The organism is Rhodococcus sp. MT28 (genome assembly GCF_058792695.1).
Genome location: NZ_JBXAFD010000003.1, coordinates 669,761 through 687,622, shown reverse-complemented (window position 1 = coordinate 687,622; position 17,862 = coordinate 669,761). Strand labels below are relative to the sequence as shown.

Here is a 17,862-nt window from a genome sequence, read left to right as displayed (position 1 = left end):
GTCAGCGGCCGGACTTGATGATCTGAGCGATGTTCCGCTCCGCCAGAGCAGTGATGGTCAGTGACGGATTGACGGTGCCGGTGCTGCCCGGAATGGCAGCGCCGTCCATCACGTACAGGCCGTCGTAGCCCTTGACTCGCCCGTAACCGTCGGTGGCCTTGCCCAGAACCGCACCGCCTAGGGGATGCGCGGTGAACGAGGAATTGACGTCCTTCGCGAACGGCAATGCCGACGGCAGCGTGGTGCCGGCGAAGGCCATCTTGTTCTGGACGGCGCGTAGTGCCTCGACGGTGGCGTCGTTGCCGTTCTTCGGCCAGTTCAGCACCACCCGATCGGAGCCGCCGTCGTAGGCGAAGTCGGCGCGCTGCGAGTCGAGGGTCATCCCCAATGTTCCGAGCATGCCGATGTTGACGGGTAGGCCGGGGACGTACCAATTTTCCAGGGAGAGTGGCATTCCCGACTCGTCGACGATGCGTGATGCCGACGGTGCGGCTTGCGCAGTGCCGTCACTGAAGCCGAACGAGCGCACCATCCCGGCGTCGCCGTTCGTTCCCCAGCCCTTACCGACGTGTTCGTTGAGGTTCGGCAGCGCGCCCGTCGCCTGGGCGCGTACCAGCAGTTCGGAGGTGCCGATCGAGCCGGCGGCGAGGAACAGACGGTCACAGGTAAGAGTCTTCCGGGCCAGAACGCCACCCGTCGGATCCGTCGATTCGACGTCGACGACGTAGCGTCCATCACGTTCGCGACTGATCGCGAGCACCTGATGTCCGTAACAGACGGTAGCTCGTCCGGTGGCTTCGGCGGCGGGAATGTAGTTCTGTGTGAGGTCGAACTTCGCGCCGTTGGAGTTACCCATGTTGCTGTCACCGACAGTGGCCGAGGCTCGGGTTCGGCCGTCGAGTTCTGAGCGCACCACGTCCCAGTTCCAGATCCCGTCGATCCGCTGCGGATCGAATCCGGCACGACGAGCGTCCTGATCCCAACGACGCGAGTGGCCGAAATTCGGGGTTTGGTAAATGTCTTCGGGCAACGGGCTCAGACGCAGCATCTGGCGCACCTTGGGGTACCAGGTGGACGCCATCTCGTCGTAGTCGAGGGAGTTGCCGAAGACTGCGTCGAAGAATCGGCGCTCGGGCGCGATCATCACGCCGGTGAAGATGATGGAACCACCGCCGACTGCAGCGCCGCGCCAGACCGAGATGTGTTCGTAGTCGGTGGCATCGAGGACGCCGCTGAAGTAGTCGCACGCCACGGGGAGTCCGGTGAGGTTGGTGAACGATGTTCGCCGGAAGACTCCGCGGCCGTCGGCCAGCATGTCGGAGGTGTGAATCTCCCGTTGCGGATCGTGGGGCCAGCGAAGTCCGCGTTCGAGGATGGTGATCTGGGTGCCGCTCTGCGCCAGTCTGAGGGCGGTGGCGCTTGCGCCGAATCCGGACCCGATGACGATGGCTTCGGAATGCTCCGGGGGAGTAGGAGAGGGTGCGAACAACTCGGGGACGAGCGCGCGGTAGTGATCAGCACCCATCGGGAGCGCCCGCAGTGGTGCGGGGGTGGCGTGGCTGGTCGACGTCGAGATGAGCGGTGTCGCGGCGGCAACTGCTGCCCCCGCCCCGGCGGCTTTGAAAAAGTCACGACGCTGCATGTCACGGCGCTGCATGTGTAAGTTCGACTCCCCAGTTCGACGGTTTGCCTCAGAATAACTCGAGATGGAGTTCGGGGACGAAACGGCGTGTCCGACGTCAAGAAGAACCGGATAAAACGTGCATAAGTGGCACTTCCTGGGTGGTACTGATCGGTCGCCAGATAGTCGCGGAAACCTGTCGATGTTCAGCGAGAGGCGCTCGCACCTATCCTCGAGGAGTGAACTCCGACTTCAAGCGCGTCTCCGAGGCCAAGTACGTCCTACTCACGACCTTCCGCAAGGACGGAACGCCGGTGGCGACTCCGCTCTGGGCCGCGCCGGACGGCGACAAGCTCCTGATGTGGACCGTCACCGATTCCTACAAGGTCAAGCGCATCAGGCGAAACCCGTCGGTCACCGTCGCTGCGTGTGACGCTCGGGGAAATCCCAAGGGTGAACCGGTGGCCGCCGTCGCCGAGATCCTCGACGCGCCGGGCACCGATCATGCTCGCGACGCGATAGCACGTCGGTACGGAATCCTCGGCTGGATCACCATGAAAGGCAGTCTCCTTCGCCGCGGCAAGACCGGAACGATCGGACTTGCCATCACTGCAGCCTGACCGCGCGTCAGTTGCCGAGCAGATCGTCCAACGCTGAATCGAACCGCGGATACGTGAAGGGGAAGCCTTTGTCCGCCAACACTTTCGATACGGCATGACGACCCGTCAGGCCCAGGGCAGCGTCGCTGCGAAGAAGGAACGCGCCGAATCTGACCATGAAAGCGGGCGTCGGCGGCGCAGGCGGCCGGTGAAGGTGCTTGCGCAGCCCGGCCATCAGCTCTGAGTTTCGGACGGGATCCGGAGCCGTCGCGATGACCACGCCCGAGGCAGCCGAATCGGGTTCGAGTGCCCAGCGCACTATCGACAGCCAGTCCTCGATGTGAATCCAACTGGTCCACTGCCTACCCGAGGCGACGCGTCCGCCCAGACCGAGACGCACGAGCAACAGCAGTCGCTCGAGCGCCGGTGTGCCCTTCTCCAACACGACACTGGTTCGCAGGATCACCACTCGTGACGCGTTTGCTCCTTCGACCGCTGCCTCCCAGTCCTTTGCGACGTCGGTCATCTGAGGTGGTCCGTCAGCGAGTGGGGAAGCCTCGTCGAGCCGGGTCTCTCCGGCGTCGCCGTAGATCGCGAGCGTGCTCGCCTGGATCCACACCGGAACAGGGTTCGCCAGTAGTTTCGACGCTTCGACCAGCGCGCGGGTCGGATCGACTCGGGAGTTGGTGAGTAGTGCGATGTTTGCCGGTGTGGGTCGGCGATCGACCAACTCGCCGGCCAGATTGATCACCGATGCGCCGTCGAGTTCTCCTGCCCAGTCGCCCACCGTGACGCAGTCCCACTGAACCTGCCTGTGCCTGCCGGGTTTCGGTGAGCGAGTCAGGACCACGACGTCATATCCGCGGTCCGCGAGATCGTCGCTGATTCGGCGGCCGAGAGCACCGGTGCCGCCGGCGATCACGACCTTCGCCATCACTGCGCCTGGCTGACGGAGGACATGTGGAAGTCGGGAATGCGCATCGGCGGCATGGCCGTGCGGGTGAACCAATCTTTCCACTCCCGAGGAAGCGTGATCTCGGTGCGTCCAGCCTCGGTGACCCGCCGCAGGAGATCGAGCGGACTCTCGTTGAAACGGAAGTTGTTGACGGCGCCGACGATCTTGCCGTCCTCGATCAAATACACCCCGTCACGGGTGAGTCCGGTCAACAGCAGCGTCGTCGGATCCACCTCACGGATGTACCAGAGGGTTGTGAGCAGTAGACCCTTCTCGGTACCTGCGATCATGTCCTCGATCGAGGTGTCGTCACCACCGGTCAGGATGAGATTGTCGCCGGGAACTGCGACAGGTCGACCGAATTCTCGTGCAGCGTGGCGCGGGTACGCCAGCGCATTGACGACGCCGTCTCGGACCCAGTCGACGGGTTCGATCTCCATACCGTTGTCGAACAGTGAGACGGATTCACTCGACGACGTCGTGATCACGAACGGCGCGGATTGCAAGCCCTCGGCGCCGGGGTCGGAGGTGAGTGTCAGTGGCAATCCGAGCTTCTCGCCGATCCGGGTACCACCGGTGGTGGACAGTGCGGTGTGGCCCTCTTCGGCGCCGCGACCCTCCATGGTCCACATCAGATAGATCATCAGGTCCGCCACAGCCGACGGCGGAAGAATTGTCTCGTAGCGGCCGGCAGGCAGACTGACGGAGTTACCCGCCCAGTCGAGTCGAGTGGTCAACTGCGACAAGAGCTTCGGTATCGAGATATCGCTGAAATCGACAGTTCCGGATCCGACCCAGGCGCTGGCGTCGCCGCGCTTGCCGTTGATTTCCACGGAGCCGGTGGCCTGAGCCGTTCTACGTCGCACGCCCGTCGAAGTTCCGAGCCAGGTGGTGTGCAACTGGTGGTGAGCGAAGCCGAACAACTGGTCGCCGCCGTCGAAGCCCTTCGCCAGGTCGGCAGCCAACTGAGCAAAGACACCGATGTCGGTCAGGGCGGCCGGCAGGTCCCAGTCGGTCTCTGCCGCCGACTGCGTGATCAGGTCGGACGCGTCGTCAGCCGGAGTGGCTGTGCGCGCAGCTTCTTCGCTTGCCTGTACGAGTACGGAAATCTGCTCCGGATCGACACTGCTGGAACTGACAGTGCCCACCTTCGCGATGTCACCCTCGCGCACGATCGAGATCACCGTGCACGTCCGGGACAGCGAAACTCCGTTGGTGGTCATCGAATTGTTGGCCCACCGCAGCGACGCCTCACTCGCATCGGTCACGATCACCAACGATTCGTCTACCGTCCTCGCGGCCAATGCACGCTCGACGACCTGCTGCGGATCGATCACTGCTGAGCCTCCGAACGAGTATTGAGGATGTTGACTCCGCGGAACAGAGCGGACGGGCAGCCGTGGCTGACCGCCGCAACCTGACCGGGTTGTGCCTTGCCGCAGTTGAACGCGCCCTGCAGGCGCCAGGTCGACTCACCGCCAACGGCTTCCATCGAGCCCCAGAAATCCGTCGTCGTCGCCTGATACGCCACGTCACGCACCTGACCGTCGAGCTTTCCGTCACGGATCTTGAAGAACCGCTGACCGGTGAACTGAAAGTTGTAGCGCTGCATGTCGATCGACCAGGACTTGTCACCGACGACGTAGATGCCGTTCTCGACTCGCGAGATCAGGTCTGCAGTCGAGGTGTCCGTAGAAGGGTCGGGGGAGAGCGAGACGTTGGCCATTCGCTGGATGGGAACGTGATGTGCGGAGTCTGCGTACGAGCAACCGTTGGAACGCGTCAGCCCCAGCCTCGGCGCGAACACGCGGTCTAGTTGATACCCGACCAGTGTTCCCTCTGCCACCAGATCCCACCGTTGAGAGGCGACGCCGTCGTCGTCGAATCCGACGCTGGCCAGGCCGTGCTCTTCGTTACGATCGGCGGTCACGTGCATGAGTGGCGTTCCGTATTTCAGCGTTCCCAGCTTGTCCGGCGTCGCGAACGACGTACCGGCGTAGGCCGCTTCGTAGCCGATCGCCCGGTCGTATTCGGTGGCGTGTCCGATGGATTCGTGGATCGTGAGCCACAGATTGGTCGGATCGATCACGAGGTCGGTCGGACCCGCTTCGACGGTCGGTGCCTTGGTCTTCTCGGCCAGCCACTCCGGGATCTGCGCGAGCTCATCGCCCCAGTTCCATGTGCTCTCCGCCCCGAGGTACTCCCATCCTCGGCCTACCGGCGGCGCCAAGGTGCGCATCGATTCGAAGCTGCCGGCCGACTTGTCGACGGCGGTCGCCTCGAACTCGGGGTGCAGACGCACCCGTTGCTGGGTGATCGACGAACCGGCCAGATCCGCGTAGAAGGTCTGCTCCTTGACCTGGAGGACACTCGCCGTGACGTGATCCACGCCGTCGGCGGCTTGAAGCCGTCCGGAGTAGTCGACCAGCAGGCCTACCTTCTCGGCCGTCGGTGTCGCGAAGGGATCTTCGAGGTACGGCGACACCCACGTCGCGTCGGCGTAGACGGGCTCGTCGGCGAGGGTGACCGGATCCCGATTGAGCGAGCGCAATGCCTTCGCGACCTCGACCGCTTGGCGTGCCAGCGCAGCAGCGACATCGGGGGACACCTCGGCGTGCGAGGCGAATCCCCACGTGCCGTCGACGATCACACGGACGGCGACCCCGATCTCGTCTCCGTCGGACACCGCCTGAACTACGCCGTCGCGCAACCTGATCGACTGTGTGAGCACGCGGTGGACACGAACATCGGCGTGCTGGGCGCCGGCCGTTCTCGCTGCCGACAGCGCCGCATCAGCGACAGCTCGCAGCGGGAGGGCGAGGAAATCTGCATCGACATCTCGGGTGACGGTCACGCACACGACGCTAGCCGACGACCGCCGATCTCAGCCGAACTGCTGCCATCCGAGGCGAATCACCATGGCGATCACGACCACCAACAGCGTGATCCGCACGAATCCGGATCCCTTGCTCAGCGCCATCCGCGAACCGATGACCGCGCCGAGAACGTTGCACACCGCCATCGCCAAACCCAAACTCCACCAGACATGCCCGGTGACGGCGAAGTAGGCGAGCGCGCCGAAATTGGAACCGAGATTGATCACCTTCGCCATCGCTGCGCTCCGAACGAATTCGGTTCCGAGGAAGGTCGCGAAGCTGATGATGAGGAAGGTGCCGGTGCCGGGTCCGAGCAGACCGTCGTAGAGGCCGATGAGTCCGGCGGAGAGCAGCAGGACGAGGACGGTCTTGCGCTGCGTCGGACGATGGGTCGCGATCGTGGTGCCCAGCGTCGGACGCATGGTCACGAAGACGGCGACGGCGACGAGGACGACCATCACGATCGGAATGAAGTACTTCTTGTCGATCAGCGAAACGGCCGCCGCCCCGCACGCGGCCGTCACCGCAGCCAACGCGGCTGCCGGCGCCATCTGCCGCCACTCCATCGGGATTCGACGGGAGAACGTGTACACCGCAGCACTCGTCCCGGTGAATGCCGTCAATTTATTGGTGGCCAGTGCCGCCTGTGGGGTCAATTGCGGGGCGACCAGAAAGAGCGCCGGCAACAGAATCAATCCACCGCCGCCGACCACGGCGTCGACCCAACCCGCCGCCGTCGCTGCCGTCATCAGCAGTCCCCAATCAGCAATATCCACGGCGGTGACTCTTTCACAGCTGTGACACTCTTGAGCACATGCGGAGGTTCAGCCTGTGGCTGCGAGGAAAGCCGATGATCGCGGACAGCGCGCTGGCGCTCGTGTTCTTCGCGCTCGAGGTAGTCACGTTCGTCAGTTCGCCGCGTGAGGAGCGGTGGCCTCAGCTCGTCGTCGGATTTCTGATCTGCCTTCCCGTCGTGTGGCGTCGCAAATATCCGCGTATCTCCGCCGCGTCGATCTTGTCGATGTCGTACTTCGCAACCTTGATGATGTGGGCGACAGGGGATCCGGCTGCGGAACATCCAGGCCTGTTGGCGCTCGGGGTCTCGCTCTACACACTCGTTGCGTATGTCGATCGACGCACCGGGGCGATTTTCGCGTGCTTCCTTGCCCTGGACATGACACTCTCGTTGCTCGTCATCCGCGAAGACGTGATCCTCACGATCATCATTGCGACCCTGCTCTATGCACTCGCCTGGATCACCGCCGAGTTCTTGAGCGCCCGCCGCGCCTACGACGAGGAAGTGGCCGCCAGACTCGAAGTGGCCGAATACGAACGGGATCGGCGGGCCGAGGATGCGGTGGCCACGGAAAGAACCCGAATCGCCCGCGAACTCCACGATGTCGTCGCCCACGCGGTCAGCGTGATGATCGTCCAGGCCGACGGCGCGTCGTATGCGGTCGATTCCAATCCCGCGTTGGCCAAGAAGGCGCTCGGCAACATCTCCAGCACCGGACGCGACGCCCTTGCCGAGCTTCGCCGTACCGTCTCGCTGCTGCGCACCGAGGTCAGTACTGATGCGATGCCGCAACACGGAACTGCCGGCATCGCCAAGGTCGTCGAGATGATGCGGGCCGCTGGTCTCGGCGTGCGCCTCGAGCTGACCGGCGAGCTCGACGACGTCAGTCCTTCAGTCAGCCTGGGCATTCATCGCCTGGTCCAAGAGTCACTGACCAATGTCCTCCGCCACGCCGGCGCAAACCCGAAGGCACGAGTCACCGTGCGCCGCACCGACACCGCGGTACTACTCGAGGTCGTCGACAACGGAACGTCGAGTTCGACCTTCTCCCACGGTTCGGGGAATGGACTGGTCGGAATGCGTGAGCGGGTGGCGGTACTGCACGGGACACTCGAGACGGGACGACGCCCCGACGGCAGTTGGCGTGTGTACGCAGAGCTGCCGCTCGAGATCCACGATTGATACCGGCTCGCCGCAATCGCATTGGCACCGACGTCTCAGGCCCGATAGGTTTACGCCGTGCCCATCACCGTGCTGCTAGTCGACGACCAGGAACTCATGCGGATGGGCCTGAACATGGTGCTCGAAGCACATGAAGACATCTCCGTCATCGGTGAGGCCGGCGACGGGGCCGCGGCGGTCGCAGCGGCGGTGGCGCTGAAGCCTGACGTCGTGTTGATGGACGTGCGGATGCCGATTGTCGACGGAGTGAAAGCGACCGAGCAGATTCTTGCCTCCGGGATCGAATCCAGGGTCCTGGTGATGACGACCTTCGACCTGGACGAACACGCTCTCGGTGCCTTGCGCGCCGGAGCCAGCGGCTTCCTTCTCAAGGACACCCCGCCCGAGGATCTCGTGTCGGCAATCCGCAGCGTGGCAGCCGGTGACGCGGTTGTTTCCCCGAAGGTGACACGTCGTCTGCTGTCGAGGTTCATCGTGGACGGTCCGGCGCCCCGGCGCGATCCGGTAGTTCTCGACGTCCTGACCGAACGCGAACGCGAAGTCCTCGGACACGTGGCCACGGGACTGTCGAACATCGAGATCGCACAGCAGCTGTACCTGTCCGAATCGACGATCAAGTCGCACGTCGGACGCATTCTCACCAAACTCGATCTGCGTGATCGTGTGCAGGCTGTGGTGCTGGCCTACGAGACCGGACTGGTGACTCCGGGCGCGTAGGCCAGCCGCCTGTCAGGGATCGAGCGTTTCGCTCTGCTCAAGCATCAAAAGAGCCCACTGTTGGCAGCACGATGCAGGTCTTCCCGTCTGCGTAATCGACATTGCCGAACAGAGCGGCAAACACCTTGCCGTCACCGGTGTCGACGACCTTCGAGAGCAACGGCGTATCGAGTACGGGCAACTTCTCGTCCAACGGGACGATGCCGCCCTTGAACGTGCCGACGTTGATCCAGGCAACACTCAACCCTGAGGTCTTGGGTATGCCGACGTAACCCGGGATTGCCTGGAAACGGAGATGGTCGGCCTCGACCCACGGCGGCAACGGGAAGTTCGGACCGGCCTGTGCGGAGCTGAGGGTGACGGTGACGGGTTCACCGGCCACGCCACACCCGACCGTCGGTGCGGGGTACATGAACGACTGCGGCTTGGTGACGCCGATGTCCGGGAGATCGAGAGCGGTCGTGATCTGATCAGCGCCTGCCGTGCCGATCAACTGCTGAACAGCAGCAGAGGCTTCGGGGGAGATGGCTGCGGCCTGCGCGATCAGCGCGGCAATTCCTTCGGGTACCACCGGTTCTGCGGCCGCGGTTCCCGCGCTGATCATCGCGCTGCCGGCGGTGAGTGCCACGACGGCGGCAGTGCCGGCGATGGCAGCGGGAATGCGTCGGGCGAGTGTCTTGCCGGGGAGTCGGCTCATGTCGGGCTCCTTCATTTCATGAGGCCGGGAAATGCGGCCCGAAGTGACTTGACCATGCGCAGAGTCTCAACGTCAACTTGAGGTTTAGAATCGTTAGCGGAGCGTTAGTTAACGCCAGGCAAGTCGCACGTGCGTGAGAGAAGGCCCGTGTGACTCACGGCACCCACCTGTTTTGCACCTCTGCGTCGTTGTCGGGAGAAAAACCGGTCCCTCGAGCGTTGAACGAATAGACCGTCTGAAAGGGGACGTCATGATCGCCGCCGTATTTCTCCTCTACGTGATCGTCGAGATCGCAGCCTTGGTCATCGTGGGCAACGCCATCGGTGTCGCCTGGACAGTGCTGCTGTTTCTCGCCGGATCGCTTGTCGGATTGATCCTCATGCGCTCGCAGTGGCGAAGGGTCATGGACGGGTTCCGTAAGGCCACGCGGGGTGAGGGATCGCCGTCACTGGCGGTCGCCGACGGCGCCTTGGTCGCGGCGGGCTCCGCGTTGATGTTCGTACCCGGACTCGTGACTTCGGTTCTGGGCCTGCTGCTTCTGATTCCGCCGACCCGCTGGGCGCTGCGCCCGCTTGCAGTGCTCCTGGCAGGTAAGCGCGCAGCAGCATTTGCCGCCGGTGGTGACGCCTTCGCCGGAACCGTCGGCTACGCGGCGCGGATGCGCGGAAACGGCGAGGTGATCGACGGCGAGATCATCGTCGAGACACCCGAAACCACCGAGTACGTCGCCAGCAACGGCAAGGAACTCGTCCTCGAGGGTGAGATTCTGGACACGGATACACCCACCCGTTCGCGGGGGCCGCAGTACTAACAGGCAGACTGGGTGCTCGTGACTACTCGTCTGCTGGTCAACGGCCGGATCTACAGTTCATTTGCACCTGATGCGACCTCGATCGCCATCACCGACGGCACCGTCGTGTGGGTCGGCGACGAGCGCGCCGGACGGGCGTTGCACCCCGCCGCGGAGATCGAAGACCTGGGTGGTGCGTTTGTCACTCCCGGGTTCGTCGACACCCACGTCCACATCACCGCACTGGGACTCAATCTCGTCGGCCTCGATCTCGTGGGCGCGAACTCTCTGGACGAATGTCTCTCGCGAGTACGAACATTCGCAGCCGCGAACCCCGAAACTGCCCATCCCGACGCAGTCATCTGGGGACACGGTTGGGACGACACCGAGTGGGCCGAGCAGACCCCGCCGTCGACCGCAGATCTCGACGCGGCCGCCCCTGGCCGCAAGGTGTATCTCTCGCGGATCGACGTTCACTCGGCCGCGTGCTCGAGCGCATTGCGCGACGGGATCTCCGGCCTCGCCGACACCGCTGGATACTCAGCCGAAGGCCCGTTGACGTTCGACGCACACCACCTGGCGCGCAATGCCGCTCGGAATCTGCTGACGGAAACTCAGCGCGCGTCTGCTCGTACCGCTGCGCTCGATCTCTGCGCCTCACGCGGAATCGTGGCCGTTCACGAGTGCGGGGGACCGGACATCTCGGGATTGACCGATTTCCAGGAACTGTTGGCCCACGATCACGGCGTGGAGGTTCGGGGCTACTGGGGTGAGCGTGTCGACAGCGAAGAGGATGCTCGCGCGCTCATCGACAAAACCGGAGCAGACGGACTCGGCGGGGATCTCTTCATCGACGGCTCGCTCGGTTCGCATACCGCGTGGTTGCTCGAACCCTATGCAGACCAACCTGATTCGACGGGCAATGCCTACCTCGACGTCGACGCGATCGCCGCACACATCCGGGCCTGTACCCTCGCGGGCGTCCAGGCCGGGTTCCATGCCATCGGTGACGGCGCCGTCTCGTCGGCAGCTGCCGCGTTCCGCAGGGTCGCCGACGAACTGGGTGGCCCCAGGGTCGCCGCGTTGGGTCACCGCCTCGAGCACGCGGAAATGATGTCCATGGCCGACGCGGAAACCTTTGCCGCCTTGGGTGTCATCGCTAGCGTCCAACCGGTGTTCGACGCACTGTGGGGTGGCGCCGACGGTCTGTACGCCACGCGCCTGGGAGTAGAGCGCGCAGCAGCGTTGAATCCGTTTGCACCTGCTGCCGGTAAGGGTGTCTCGCTCGCATTCAGCTCCGACGCCCCGGTCACCCCCATCGAGCCGTGGGCGATGCTGCGCGCCGCTGTCCAGCACCGCACCGACGGAAGTGGAATCTCGCCGCGTGCGGCCTTCTCCGCGGCAACTCGCGGCGCCTGGCGCGCGGGCGGAGTGCGGGACGGCGCCGCGGGAACCCTCAATCCGGGCGCACCGGCCTCCTACGTGTTGTGGGAGGCAGGCGAACTCGAAGTGAGCGCACCCGCCGACTCGGTTCAGCGATGGTCTACCGATCCGCGCTCGCGCGTACCCGCTCTGCCGAGGCTGGCGGAAGATGCGCCGATTCCGGTCTGCATCAAGTCGGTGCATCGCGGACGCGTCGTCTATCAGCGCGGCTCGTCGAGTGAGTGAGGCCGGCGCAGAGGCGTCTGTCGGTGATCGCTCCCGTGTGAGCGCTGTGCTCACCGGTTCCGCATGGCTACGTTCGCTGTACGCGGCCGCAGGTGGATTCCTGATCTTCGCAGGGTTCCCACCCCGCCCGCTGTGGTTCTTGGCGCCCGTCGGGATCGCTCTTCTGACGTGTGTGTTGACGAACTTCGGGCGCGGCGGACTGCGCCTTCGTGCCGGCTTCGGTTACGGATACTTGGCTGGTCTCGGATTTCTGGTGCCGTTGCTTCCGTGGATCGGTGTGTTCGTAGGTGCGGTCCCGTGGATCGCGTTGGCCGCGGTGGAGTCGTTGTTCATCGGACTGTTCGGGCTGCTTGCGGTTCTGGTGGCGAGGTTGCCATGGGCACCCTTGTGGATTGCTGCGACCTGGACGCTCACCGAGTGGCTTCGTTCCAGCGTTCCTTTCGGCGGATTTCCTTGGGGCAGGCTCGCATTCGGTCAATCCGAAGGGTGGCTCCTCCCTCTTGCGAGTGTCGGCGGTGCGCCGCTGCTCAGCTTCGCGGTGGCCCTGACCGGTACCGGCTTGGCAGCAGTTGCAGTCGCTGTCGCGGCCAAACGATGGGACCGAGGATTCTTCGGAGCTGTTGCCGCTGCCCTCGTGCCCGTGATCATTGCTCTCGCGGTGTCGCCGTTCTTGTCCACCATGGATTCCGGTGATCGAACGATCACCGTCGCCGCCATTCAGGGAAGCGTTCCGAGGTTGGGCTTGGACTTCAACTCGCAACGCAAGCAGGTCCTCGACAACCATGTCGCCGAAACCGTGAAACTTGCTGCCGAGGTGGACGCGGGCCGCGTCGATCAGCCTGACGTCGTGATCTGGCCGGAGAACGCCTCGGACATCGACCCCCTGCGAAACGCCGATGCCGCTGCCGACATCACCCGGGCCTCCGAAGCGATCGGAGCGCCGATTCTTGTCGGCACCGTACTCGTGAATGCCGATCGTACGACTACCAATTCGGTGATCGTGTGGGACGGCGCCAACGGTCCTCAGGAACAGCACGACAAGAAGATCATTCAGCCGTTCGGCGAATACCTGCCCTACCGAAGCTTCTTCCGGAACTTCTCCTCGTACGCCGATCGCGCGGGCAATTTCGTTCCCGGCGAGGGCAACGGCGTTGTCCATGCAGCGGGAGTACCCATCGGTGTCGCGACTTGTTACGAGGTGGCGTTCGACCGGGCGTTCCAGGAATCGGTGCGCAACGGTGCACAGTTGCTGGCGGTACCGACCAACAACGCCACTTTCGGGGACACCGAGATGACCTATCAGCAGCTGGCAATGTCGCGTGTGCGGGCAGTCGAGCACGGCCGCGCCGTCGTTGTCGCCGCAACCAGTGGTGTCAGCGCCATCATCGCTCCCGACGGTGCGGTGACTTCGCAAACCGACCTGTTCGTGCCGGCGGCCCTGGTGGCGAAGGTGCCGCTCTCGACCAGTTCCACCCTTGCCAGCCGAGTAGGTCCGGTGCCGGAGATCGTGCTCAGCATCATCGCGGTCGGCGCGATTGCCATGGCAGTGCTGGCCCGGCGCCGAGATCAGGCTGAGCACTCACCCGAGGAGACTGCGGCAATCTGAGCCGAGCATCGGATATTAGGGCTGCCGATGTTCCGAGGAGCGCCTACGCGGGTACTCGCTGTGCCACCCGTTCCTGCGTAAGGCGGCTTCTTGTGACCGAGCCTGAGAAAACCGAGCCAGACAAGTCCGAGCCCCGGGATGCAGTTCACAAAACCAGTGTCGTCGACGCGGTTCTGCAGTCACCGCTCGCCGGCCTGTCACCGTGGATCTTGCTGTCTTTGCTCTCCGGGCCGGGAAGGTTCGAGGAATCCGCGGCCGCAGCCCTCGGGTTGTCGCTGCTGATCTTGGCGGCCAGTCACCGGCGCGGCGGCACCGTGAAGCTGTTGGAGGTCTTCGACGTCGTGTTCTTCGGCGTTCTGGCGGCCATCGGCCTCCTCGCGTCGGCGAACACGATTCGGTGGTTCGAACTCTGGGGAGGCGAACTGACCAACATCGCGCTGGTGGTCTTTGCCTTCGGATCGATCCTGCTCCGCAATCCTTTCACTTTGCAGTACGCGAAAGAGTCGACGCCTGAAGAGTATTGGACGACGCCACTGTTTCTGCGCATCAACTACGTCATTACGGCGGTGTGGGCTCTCGCCTTCACCTGGTCGGCCGTGGTGGGCCTGTTCGGAGACGCACTGCTGCACGACGGTGACAACTTCTGGACCGGATGGATTCTGCAGTTGCTCGGAACCTTCTTCGCGATCTCCTTCACCGAGTGGTACCCCGAGTATGCGCCGAACAAGGCCGCTCAGGCTCAGGGCCTCGAAACCGAACCACCGCAGTCGATTTTCAGGCTGTTCGACTTTTTGCCGGTGTTCGTAGCCGTGACCGGCATCGCGGGGTTGGTGACCGACTCCGTTTCCGTGACCGCAGGCGTCACGTTGATTCTGGTCGGCGTGTTCGGACATCTGGCGATGCGAAGATTCACAGTCGACTAGGAGCTCTCGGTGATCTCGCGCCTACGGGAACTTGGTGCACGATCGTCTCGATGACCGGCAGGTGCCGGCTGATGCACGGAATTTGTCCGTTTCTGCGATAGTCAGTGCACCTGCTGTGCAATGGAAACGAGGGAAATTGAGCGTTATTTCGAGTACTGCACACAAGCACGAGCCCCTACACGGAAGACGTCCACCAGCGGATCACCGCTTCCTCGGATTCGACACACGAGTCTTCCCACACGCCCTCGCGATCTTGGCGGTGTGGATGCTCTGGACCGTGATCGTGCCCGCCATCGATTCCGCTGTCTCCTCCGAAGATCCAACCGGCGCCGGAGACCGGATGGCCGTGACCGAAACGGTCTCCTTCGCCGTACCTGCGGGCTGGAATGTCGACAGTGGTTTCCGAACCGACCAACATGGCGCGTCCGATTCGCTCCCACGTGTGACGTTGACCGATGGCACCGTCACCGTGAGCGTCGACGCCGACACATTCAGTGGAACTGCCGACGAGCTCCTCTCCCAAACAGATGCCGTGAGTCTTGCGACGAACGGCAGTTCCGTGCTTGCGGTCTCCGGTGCGCGCCAGCCGATCAGCACCGCCGGGGGTCTGAGCGGCGTCCAGGTCAGCTTTGACACTCCGCGGTCCGCCGGATCGGTGACCACATTCGTCGTCGACGGCAAGGGAATTCGGGTACAGGTAGTCGGCCCACCCGATCAGATCGCCGCCCGCAGTCGAGAAATCACCGACATGATCGCCTCTATCGGCACACACGAGGGAGACACCAAGTGAGCACCGATCTCCTCGAAACCCGCTCCCGCGCATTCGATACGACGGCCTGGGGCGAGAAATTTCACTTCTTCCAGCCACGCAACGTCGTGTTCTGGATATACCTGTGGATGTGCGGATTCGGCCTCGTCAAAGGCTGGCAGATGTTTGCTCCCTTCGCCGGATACTTCGGGCGCGCACTCCTCGTTGCCGGCATCGTCGGCGTCATCAGCGCCGCGGTCTGGACATGGTGGTTCCGGCACATCGACCGCTACGAACGCCAACCCGTAGGACTAGTGGTCACCGGCTTCATCTGGGGCGCCACCGCAGCAACGTTCACTATCGCAGTACCCGCGAACGGAGCAGTCGGTTCGCTCTACTCGAAGATTTTCGGGCAGGTATGGGCTCAGGACTGGCATGCGGGCCTCTCTGCACCCTTCGTGGAGGAAACCGCCAAAGGCATCGGCATCGTAGTCCTCCTCGCGCTTGCACCACGCCTGGTGCGCACCGCAACCGACGGCCTGCTCCTCGGTGCTTTCATCGGCTTGGGATTTCAGACCAGCGAAGACTTTCTGTACTCGATTGCCGGCGCAACACAGGGCTTCGGCGCCCACCAAACCGACGGCCTGCTCGGTTCCATCGCCACCCGCACCTACTCCGACATCGTCTCTCATCCCCTGTTCACCGCCCTTTTCTGCGCCGGCGTGATCTATCTGATCGGCACCCCGGCCCAGCCCCGGCGGATCGGACGCGGATTGGCGTTGATCGTGGCACCCATCCTGATCCACGGCGTGTGGGATTCCATGCTCGCGATCGCCGGCGGCAGCAGTTCGCTCGTGTTCGTCATCATGATCGGCGACATCGTCTTCGCGTTCACTGCCTTGTGGATCGCGTTCGTCTGGGCGCACCCACGTGAATCCCACTTCGTCCGTGACATTCTCGCCCCGGAAATCGAGTCCGGCGTCCTGACCGACGCCGAGGTGACAGCCGCCGGCGGATGGCGACAACAACGCACTTACGCGAAAGCCGCACCCACTCGCACCGAACGTCGCCAACGACGACATATCGTTCGTGCCGCGCTGGATCTGTGCAGCGACCTAGCTGTCAGCAAGGGCGACGACAGCCCCCAGGTCGTCGAATCACGCAACGAAATCACCCGCCTCCGCCAAGGAACCGCGGCACAGAGCATCACTCGGTGACCGGGAAGTAGCGGAAGAACCGTTCAGCACCGCAAATCATTCACCCACACCCCAGTCGGCCGGGTTGCTTGCCATCGTCACTTGGCAAGCAACCCGGCCGAGTGACTGGGCTACCAGTTCACTCCGTATCGAAGTTTGGTGTACCGAAGTTTGGTGTGTCGCGGGGTGGGGGATACAGCTCACACTGGTGCACGAAGCAGTGCCGATGGTTCTTCAGCGCAAGTCCAGGATTTGCGCACTGTCGGCCCGCGAGTGCGCCTGGATGCTGAATGACGTTGCCCTGAAGTGTCTTTGAGGACCGCGAAGCATCCTGAAGTTGCCACGTCGAAGAAGGGCCGAAGTATGACGTCGACTTGTGAACGATCACTCCCCGAAGAACGAGAAAGACCGCCCGGTGTAGAACCGGACGGTCTTGATCGAAGTGCTAGTTCATGCGCCGCGACGCTTGGCCTTCAGCAAATCGAGACGCTCTTTGAGGAGCTCTTCGAGTTCCTCGACCGAGCGACGCTCGAGCAGCATGTCCCAGTGGGTGCGGGGAGGCTTGACCTTCTTGGCTTCGGGAGCAGTCCCCTCCATGAGGGTGCCTTCGAGGCCGTTTCGGCACAACCAGGTGCCGGGGATCTCGGCTTCGTCCGCGAACGGGATGTCGAAGATCTCGCCGTTCTCGCACTTGTACTTGGCCATACGACGGGGCGCGAGGTCATGGTCACGGTCGGTCTCGTAGCTCACAGCTCCGAGTCGGCTACCTCGAAGTACGCGATCTGCCATGGTGGTGTCCTCTCTTCGTTCGTCACCGCTGGTGGGCGCCCTGACTTGGGGAGTAGACGCTCACACTCATCTACAACGCCACGAGCACCCGATTGGTTCCCGTGTGGCGAGAAGACGCAACCTCTCCATCTTACCGGGTACCGTGCGCGTTCATCGAAGGCGTCCGAATCTCGAGTACAGTGTCGATTCATGGCTGAGAGCACACGCGTCGGATCACCGCAGTCTGCGCGTTCGGGAAACCCGTGTGTGTGGTGTGGTCGAGAGGTCGCGGTGACCGGTGTCGGTCGTCGACGCCGGTACTGCAGCCAGTCTTGTCGACAGCGTGCGTACGAGCAGCGCAATGCCGTCAAGGGCACGTCGATCCCGGCTGACGCCGTCATCTTGACCGCAGTCGAAGCGGTCGAACTCGTGGATCGGATGTTCGAGGTCCGATGCGCTGCCGAAGATGTGGCGACAGCAGTTGCCGAGGGCGCAGAGAGTTCAGAGCTCACACAGTTGTGTGAACGGTTGACCGAGCTTGCCCGCGAAGCCGAACGTTTCCGGTAGAGCAGGTGTGGGCAACCGGTTTCTAGCCTTGCGTCGAGCACTGCAACACTGCGGTGCTCCTGACGCCTGACGACGACAAATTTTGATCCTGAGTTCGGACCTTCGGGGAGGTTCGGACTTCGAAGCGACCCTTCGTCGAGGTCGATGACCTTC

Annotated in this window: 17 protein-coding genes; 10 read left to right on the top strand and 7 right to left on the bottom strand. The window is 63.5% G+C overall.

Annotation, left to right across the window (positions count from 1 at the left end):
• Position 1: 1 nt before the first annotated feature.
• Entirely contained in the window at positions 2-1,642 is a 1,641-nt protein-coding gene (locus AC1Q6C_RS15780; protein WP_492666710.1) for a GMC oxidoreductase, read from the bottom strand.
• Positions 1,643-1,860: 218 nt separating this feature from the next.
• Between AC1Q6C_RS15780 and AC1Q6C_RS15775 the strand changes: the two genes are divergently transcribed.
• Entirely contained in the window at positions 1,861-2,241 is a 381-nt protein-coding gene (locus AC1Q6C_RS15775; protein ID WP_058038797.1) for a PPOX class F420-dependent oxidoreductase, read from the top strand.
• Positions 2,242-2,248: 7 nt separating this feature from the next.
• On the opposite strand, the gene AC1Q6C_RS15770 is transcribed toward AC1Q6C_RS15775, so the two are convergent.
• Genes AC1Q6C_RS15770 through AC1Q6C_RS15755 form a run of 4 tightly spaced genes read right to left on the bottom strand, consistent with a single transcriptional unit; the run spans position 2,249 to position 6,827 of the window.
• Positions 2,249-3,154 (bottom strand): TIGR01777 family oxidoreductase, encoded by a 906-nt coding sequence (locus tag AC1Q6C_RS15770; protein WP_492666694.1) that lies wholly within the window; start codon positions 3,152-3,154, stop codon positions 2,249-2,251.
• Positions 3,154-4,512: a metallopeptidase TldD-related protein gene (locus AC1Q6C_RS15765; RefSeq protein WP_492666693.1), complete on the bottom strand. Its 1,359-nt coding sequence runs from the start codon at positions 4,510-4,512 to the stop codon at positions 3,154-3,156. The genes AC1Q6C_RS15770 and AC1Q6C_RS15765 overlap by 1 nt, the downstream gene beginning before the upstream one ends.
• Positions 4,509-6,029 carry a TldD/PmbA family protein gene (locus AC1Q6C_RS15760; protein ID WP_003944822.1) on the bottom strand — a complete coding sequence of 507 codons (1,521 nt, stop codon included), beginning with the start codon at positions 6,027-6,029 and terminating at the stop codon, positions 4,509-4,511. Before AC1Q6C_RS15760 ends, AC1Q6C_RS15765 begins: the two co-directional genes overlap by 4 nt.
• A gap of 30 nt (positions 6,030-6,059) precedes the next feature.
• Positions 6,060-6,827, bottom strand: coding sequence for a TSUP family transporter (locus tag AC1Q6C_RS15755; protein WP_030536361.1), 768 nt, complete (start codon positions 6,825-6,827; stop codon positions 6,060-6,062).
• A 38-nt stretch (positions 6,828-6,865) separates the two neighbouring features.
• Between AC1Q6C_RS15755 and AC1Q6C_RS15750 the strand changes: the two genes are divergently transcribed.
• Positions 6,866-8,029 (top strand): sensor histidine kinase, encoded by a 1,164-nt coding sequence (locus AC1Q6C_RS15750; RefSeq protein ID WP_064114397.1) that lies wholly within the window; start codon positions 6,866-6,868, stop codon positions 8,027-8,029.
• 57 nt (positions 8,030-8,086) lie between these two features.
• Positions 8,087-8,746: a response regulator gene (locus AC1Q6C_RS15745; RefSeq protein WP_003945024.1), complete on the top strand. Its 660-nt coding sequence runs from the start codon at positions 8,087-8,089 to the stop codon at positions 8,744-8,746.
• 37 nt (positions 8,747-8,783) lie between these two features.
• Here the strand turns inward: AC1Q6C_RS15745 and AC1Q6C_RS15740 are convergent, their stop codons facing one another.
• Positions 8,784-9,443 (bottom strand): hypothetical protein, encoded by a 660-nt coding sequence (locus AC1Q6C_RS15740; protein WP_007729826.1) that lies wholly within the window; start codon positions 9,441-9,443, stop codon positions 8,784-8,786.
• A 250-nt stretch (positions 9,444-9,693) separates the two neighbouring features.
• Here AC1Q6C_RS15740 and AC1Q6C_RS15735 point away from each other — a divergent pair, with 250 nt between their 5' ends.
• The 6 genes from AC1Q6C_RS15735 to AC1Q6C_RS15710 all read left to right on the top strand — a co-directional run bounded on the left by AC1Q6C_RS15735 (position 9,694) and on the right by AC1Q6C_RS15710 (position 16,395).
• Positions 9,694-10,254 (top strand): FxsA family protein, encoded by a 561-nt coding sequence (locus AC1Q6C_RS15735; RefSeq protein WP_003944915.1) that lies wholly within the window; start codon positions 9,694-9,696, stop codon positions 10,252-10,254.
• 12 nt (positions 10,255-10,266) lie between these two features.
• Positions 10,267-11,901: an amidohydrolase gene (locus AC1Q6C_RS15730; RefSeq protein WP_064114398.1), complete on the top strand. Its 1,635-nt coding sequence runs from the start codon at positions 10,267-10,269 to the stop codon at positions 11,899-11,901.
• Between the two features lie 37 nt (positions 11,902-11,938).
• Positions 11,939-13,507 (top strand): apolipoprotein N-acyltransferase, encoded by a 1,569-nt coding sequence (lnt, locus tag AC1Q6C_RS15725; RefSeq protein WP_030536364.1) that lies wholly within the window; start codon positions 11,939-11,941, stop codon positions 13,505-13,507.
• Between the two features lie 92 nt (positions 13,508-13,599).
• Positions 13,600-14,430, top strand: coding sequence for a hypothetical protein (locus tag AC1Q6C_RS15720; RefSeq protein WP_047270554.1), 831 nt, complete (start codon positions 13,600-13,602; stop codon positions 14,428-14,430).
• 136 nt (positions 14,431-14,566) lie between these two features.
• Positions 14,567-15,220: a hypothetical protein gene (locus tag AC1Q6C_RS15715; RefSeq protein ID WP_228232700.1), complete on the top strand. Its 654-nt coding sequence runs from the start codon at positions 14,567-14,569 to the stop codon at positions 15,218-15,220.
• Positions 15,217-16,395, top strand: coding sequence for a PrsW family intramembrane metalloprotease (locus tag AC1Q6C_RS15710; RefSeq protein WP_003944910.1), 1,179 nt, complete (start codon positions 15,217-15,219; stop codon positions 16,393-16,395). Before AC1Q6C_RS15715 ends, AC1Q6C_RS15710 begins: the two co-directional genes overlap by 4 nt.
• Before the next feature lie 429 nt (positions 16,396-16,824).
• Here the strand turns inward: AC1Q6C_RS15710 and AC1Q6C_RS15705 are convergent, their stop codons facing one another.
• Positions 16,825-17,163 (bottom strand): RNA polymerase-binding protein RbpA, encoded by a 339-nt coding sequence (locus AC1Q6C_RS15705; RefSeq protein WP_003944971.1) that lies wholly within the window; start codon positions 17,161-17,163, stop codon positions 16,825-16,827.
• A 189-nt stretch (positions 17,164-17,352) separates the two neighbouring features.
• Here AC1Q6C_RS15705 and AC1Q6C_RS15700 point away from each other — a divergent pair, with 189 nt between their 5' ends.
• On the top strand, positions 17,353-17,709 hold the full coding sequence (locus tag AC1Q6C_RS15700; protein WP_042450945.1) for a hypothetical protein: 357 nt from the start codon (positions 17,353-17,355) through the stop codon (positions 17,707-17,709).
• Positions 17,710-17,862: the final 153 nt, after the last annotated feature.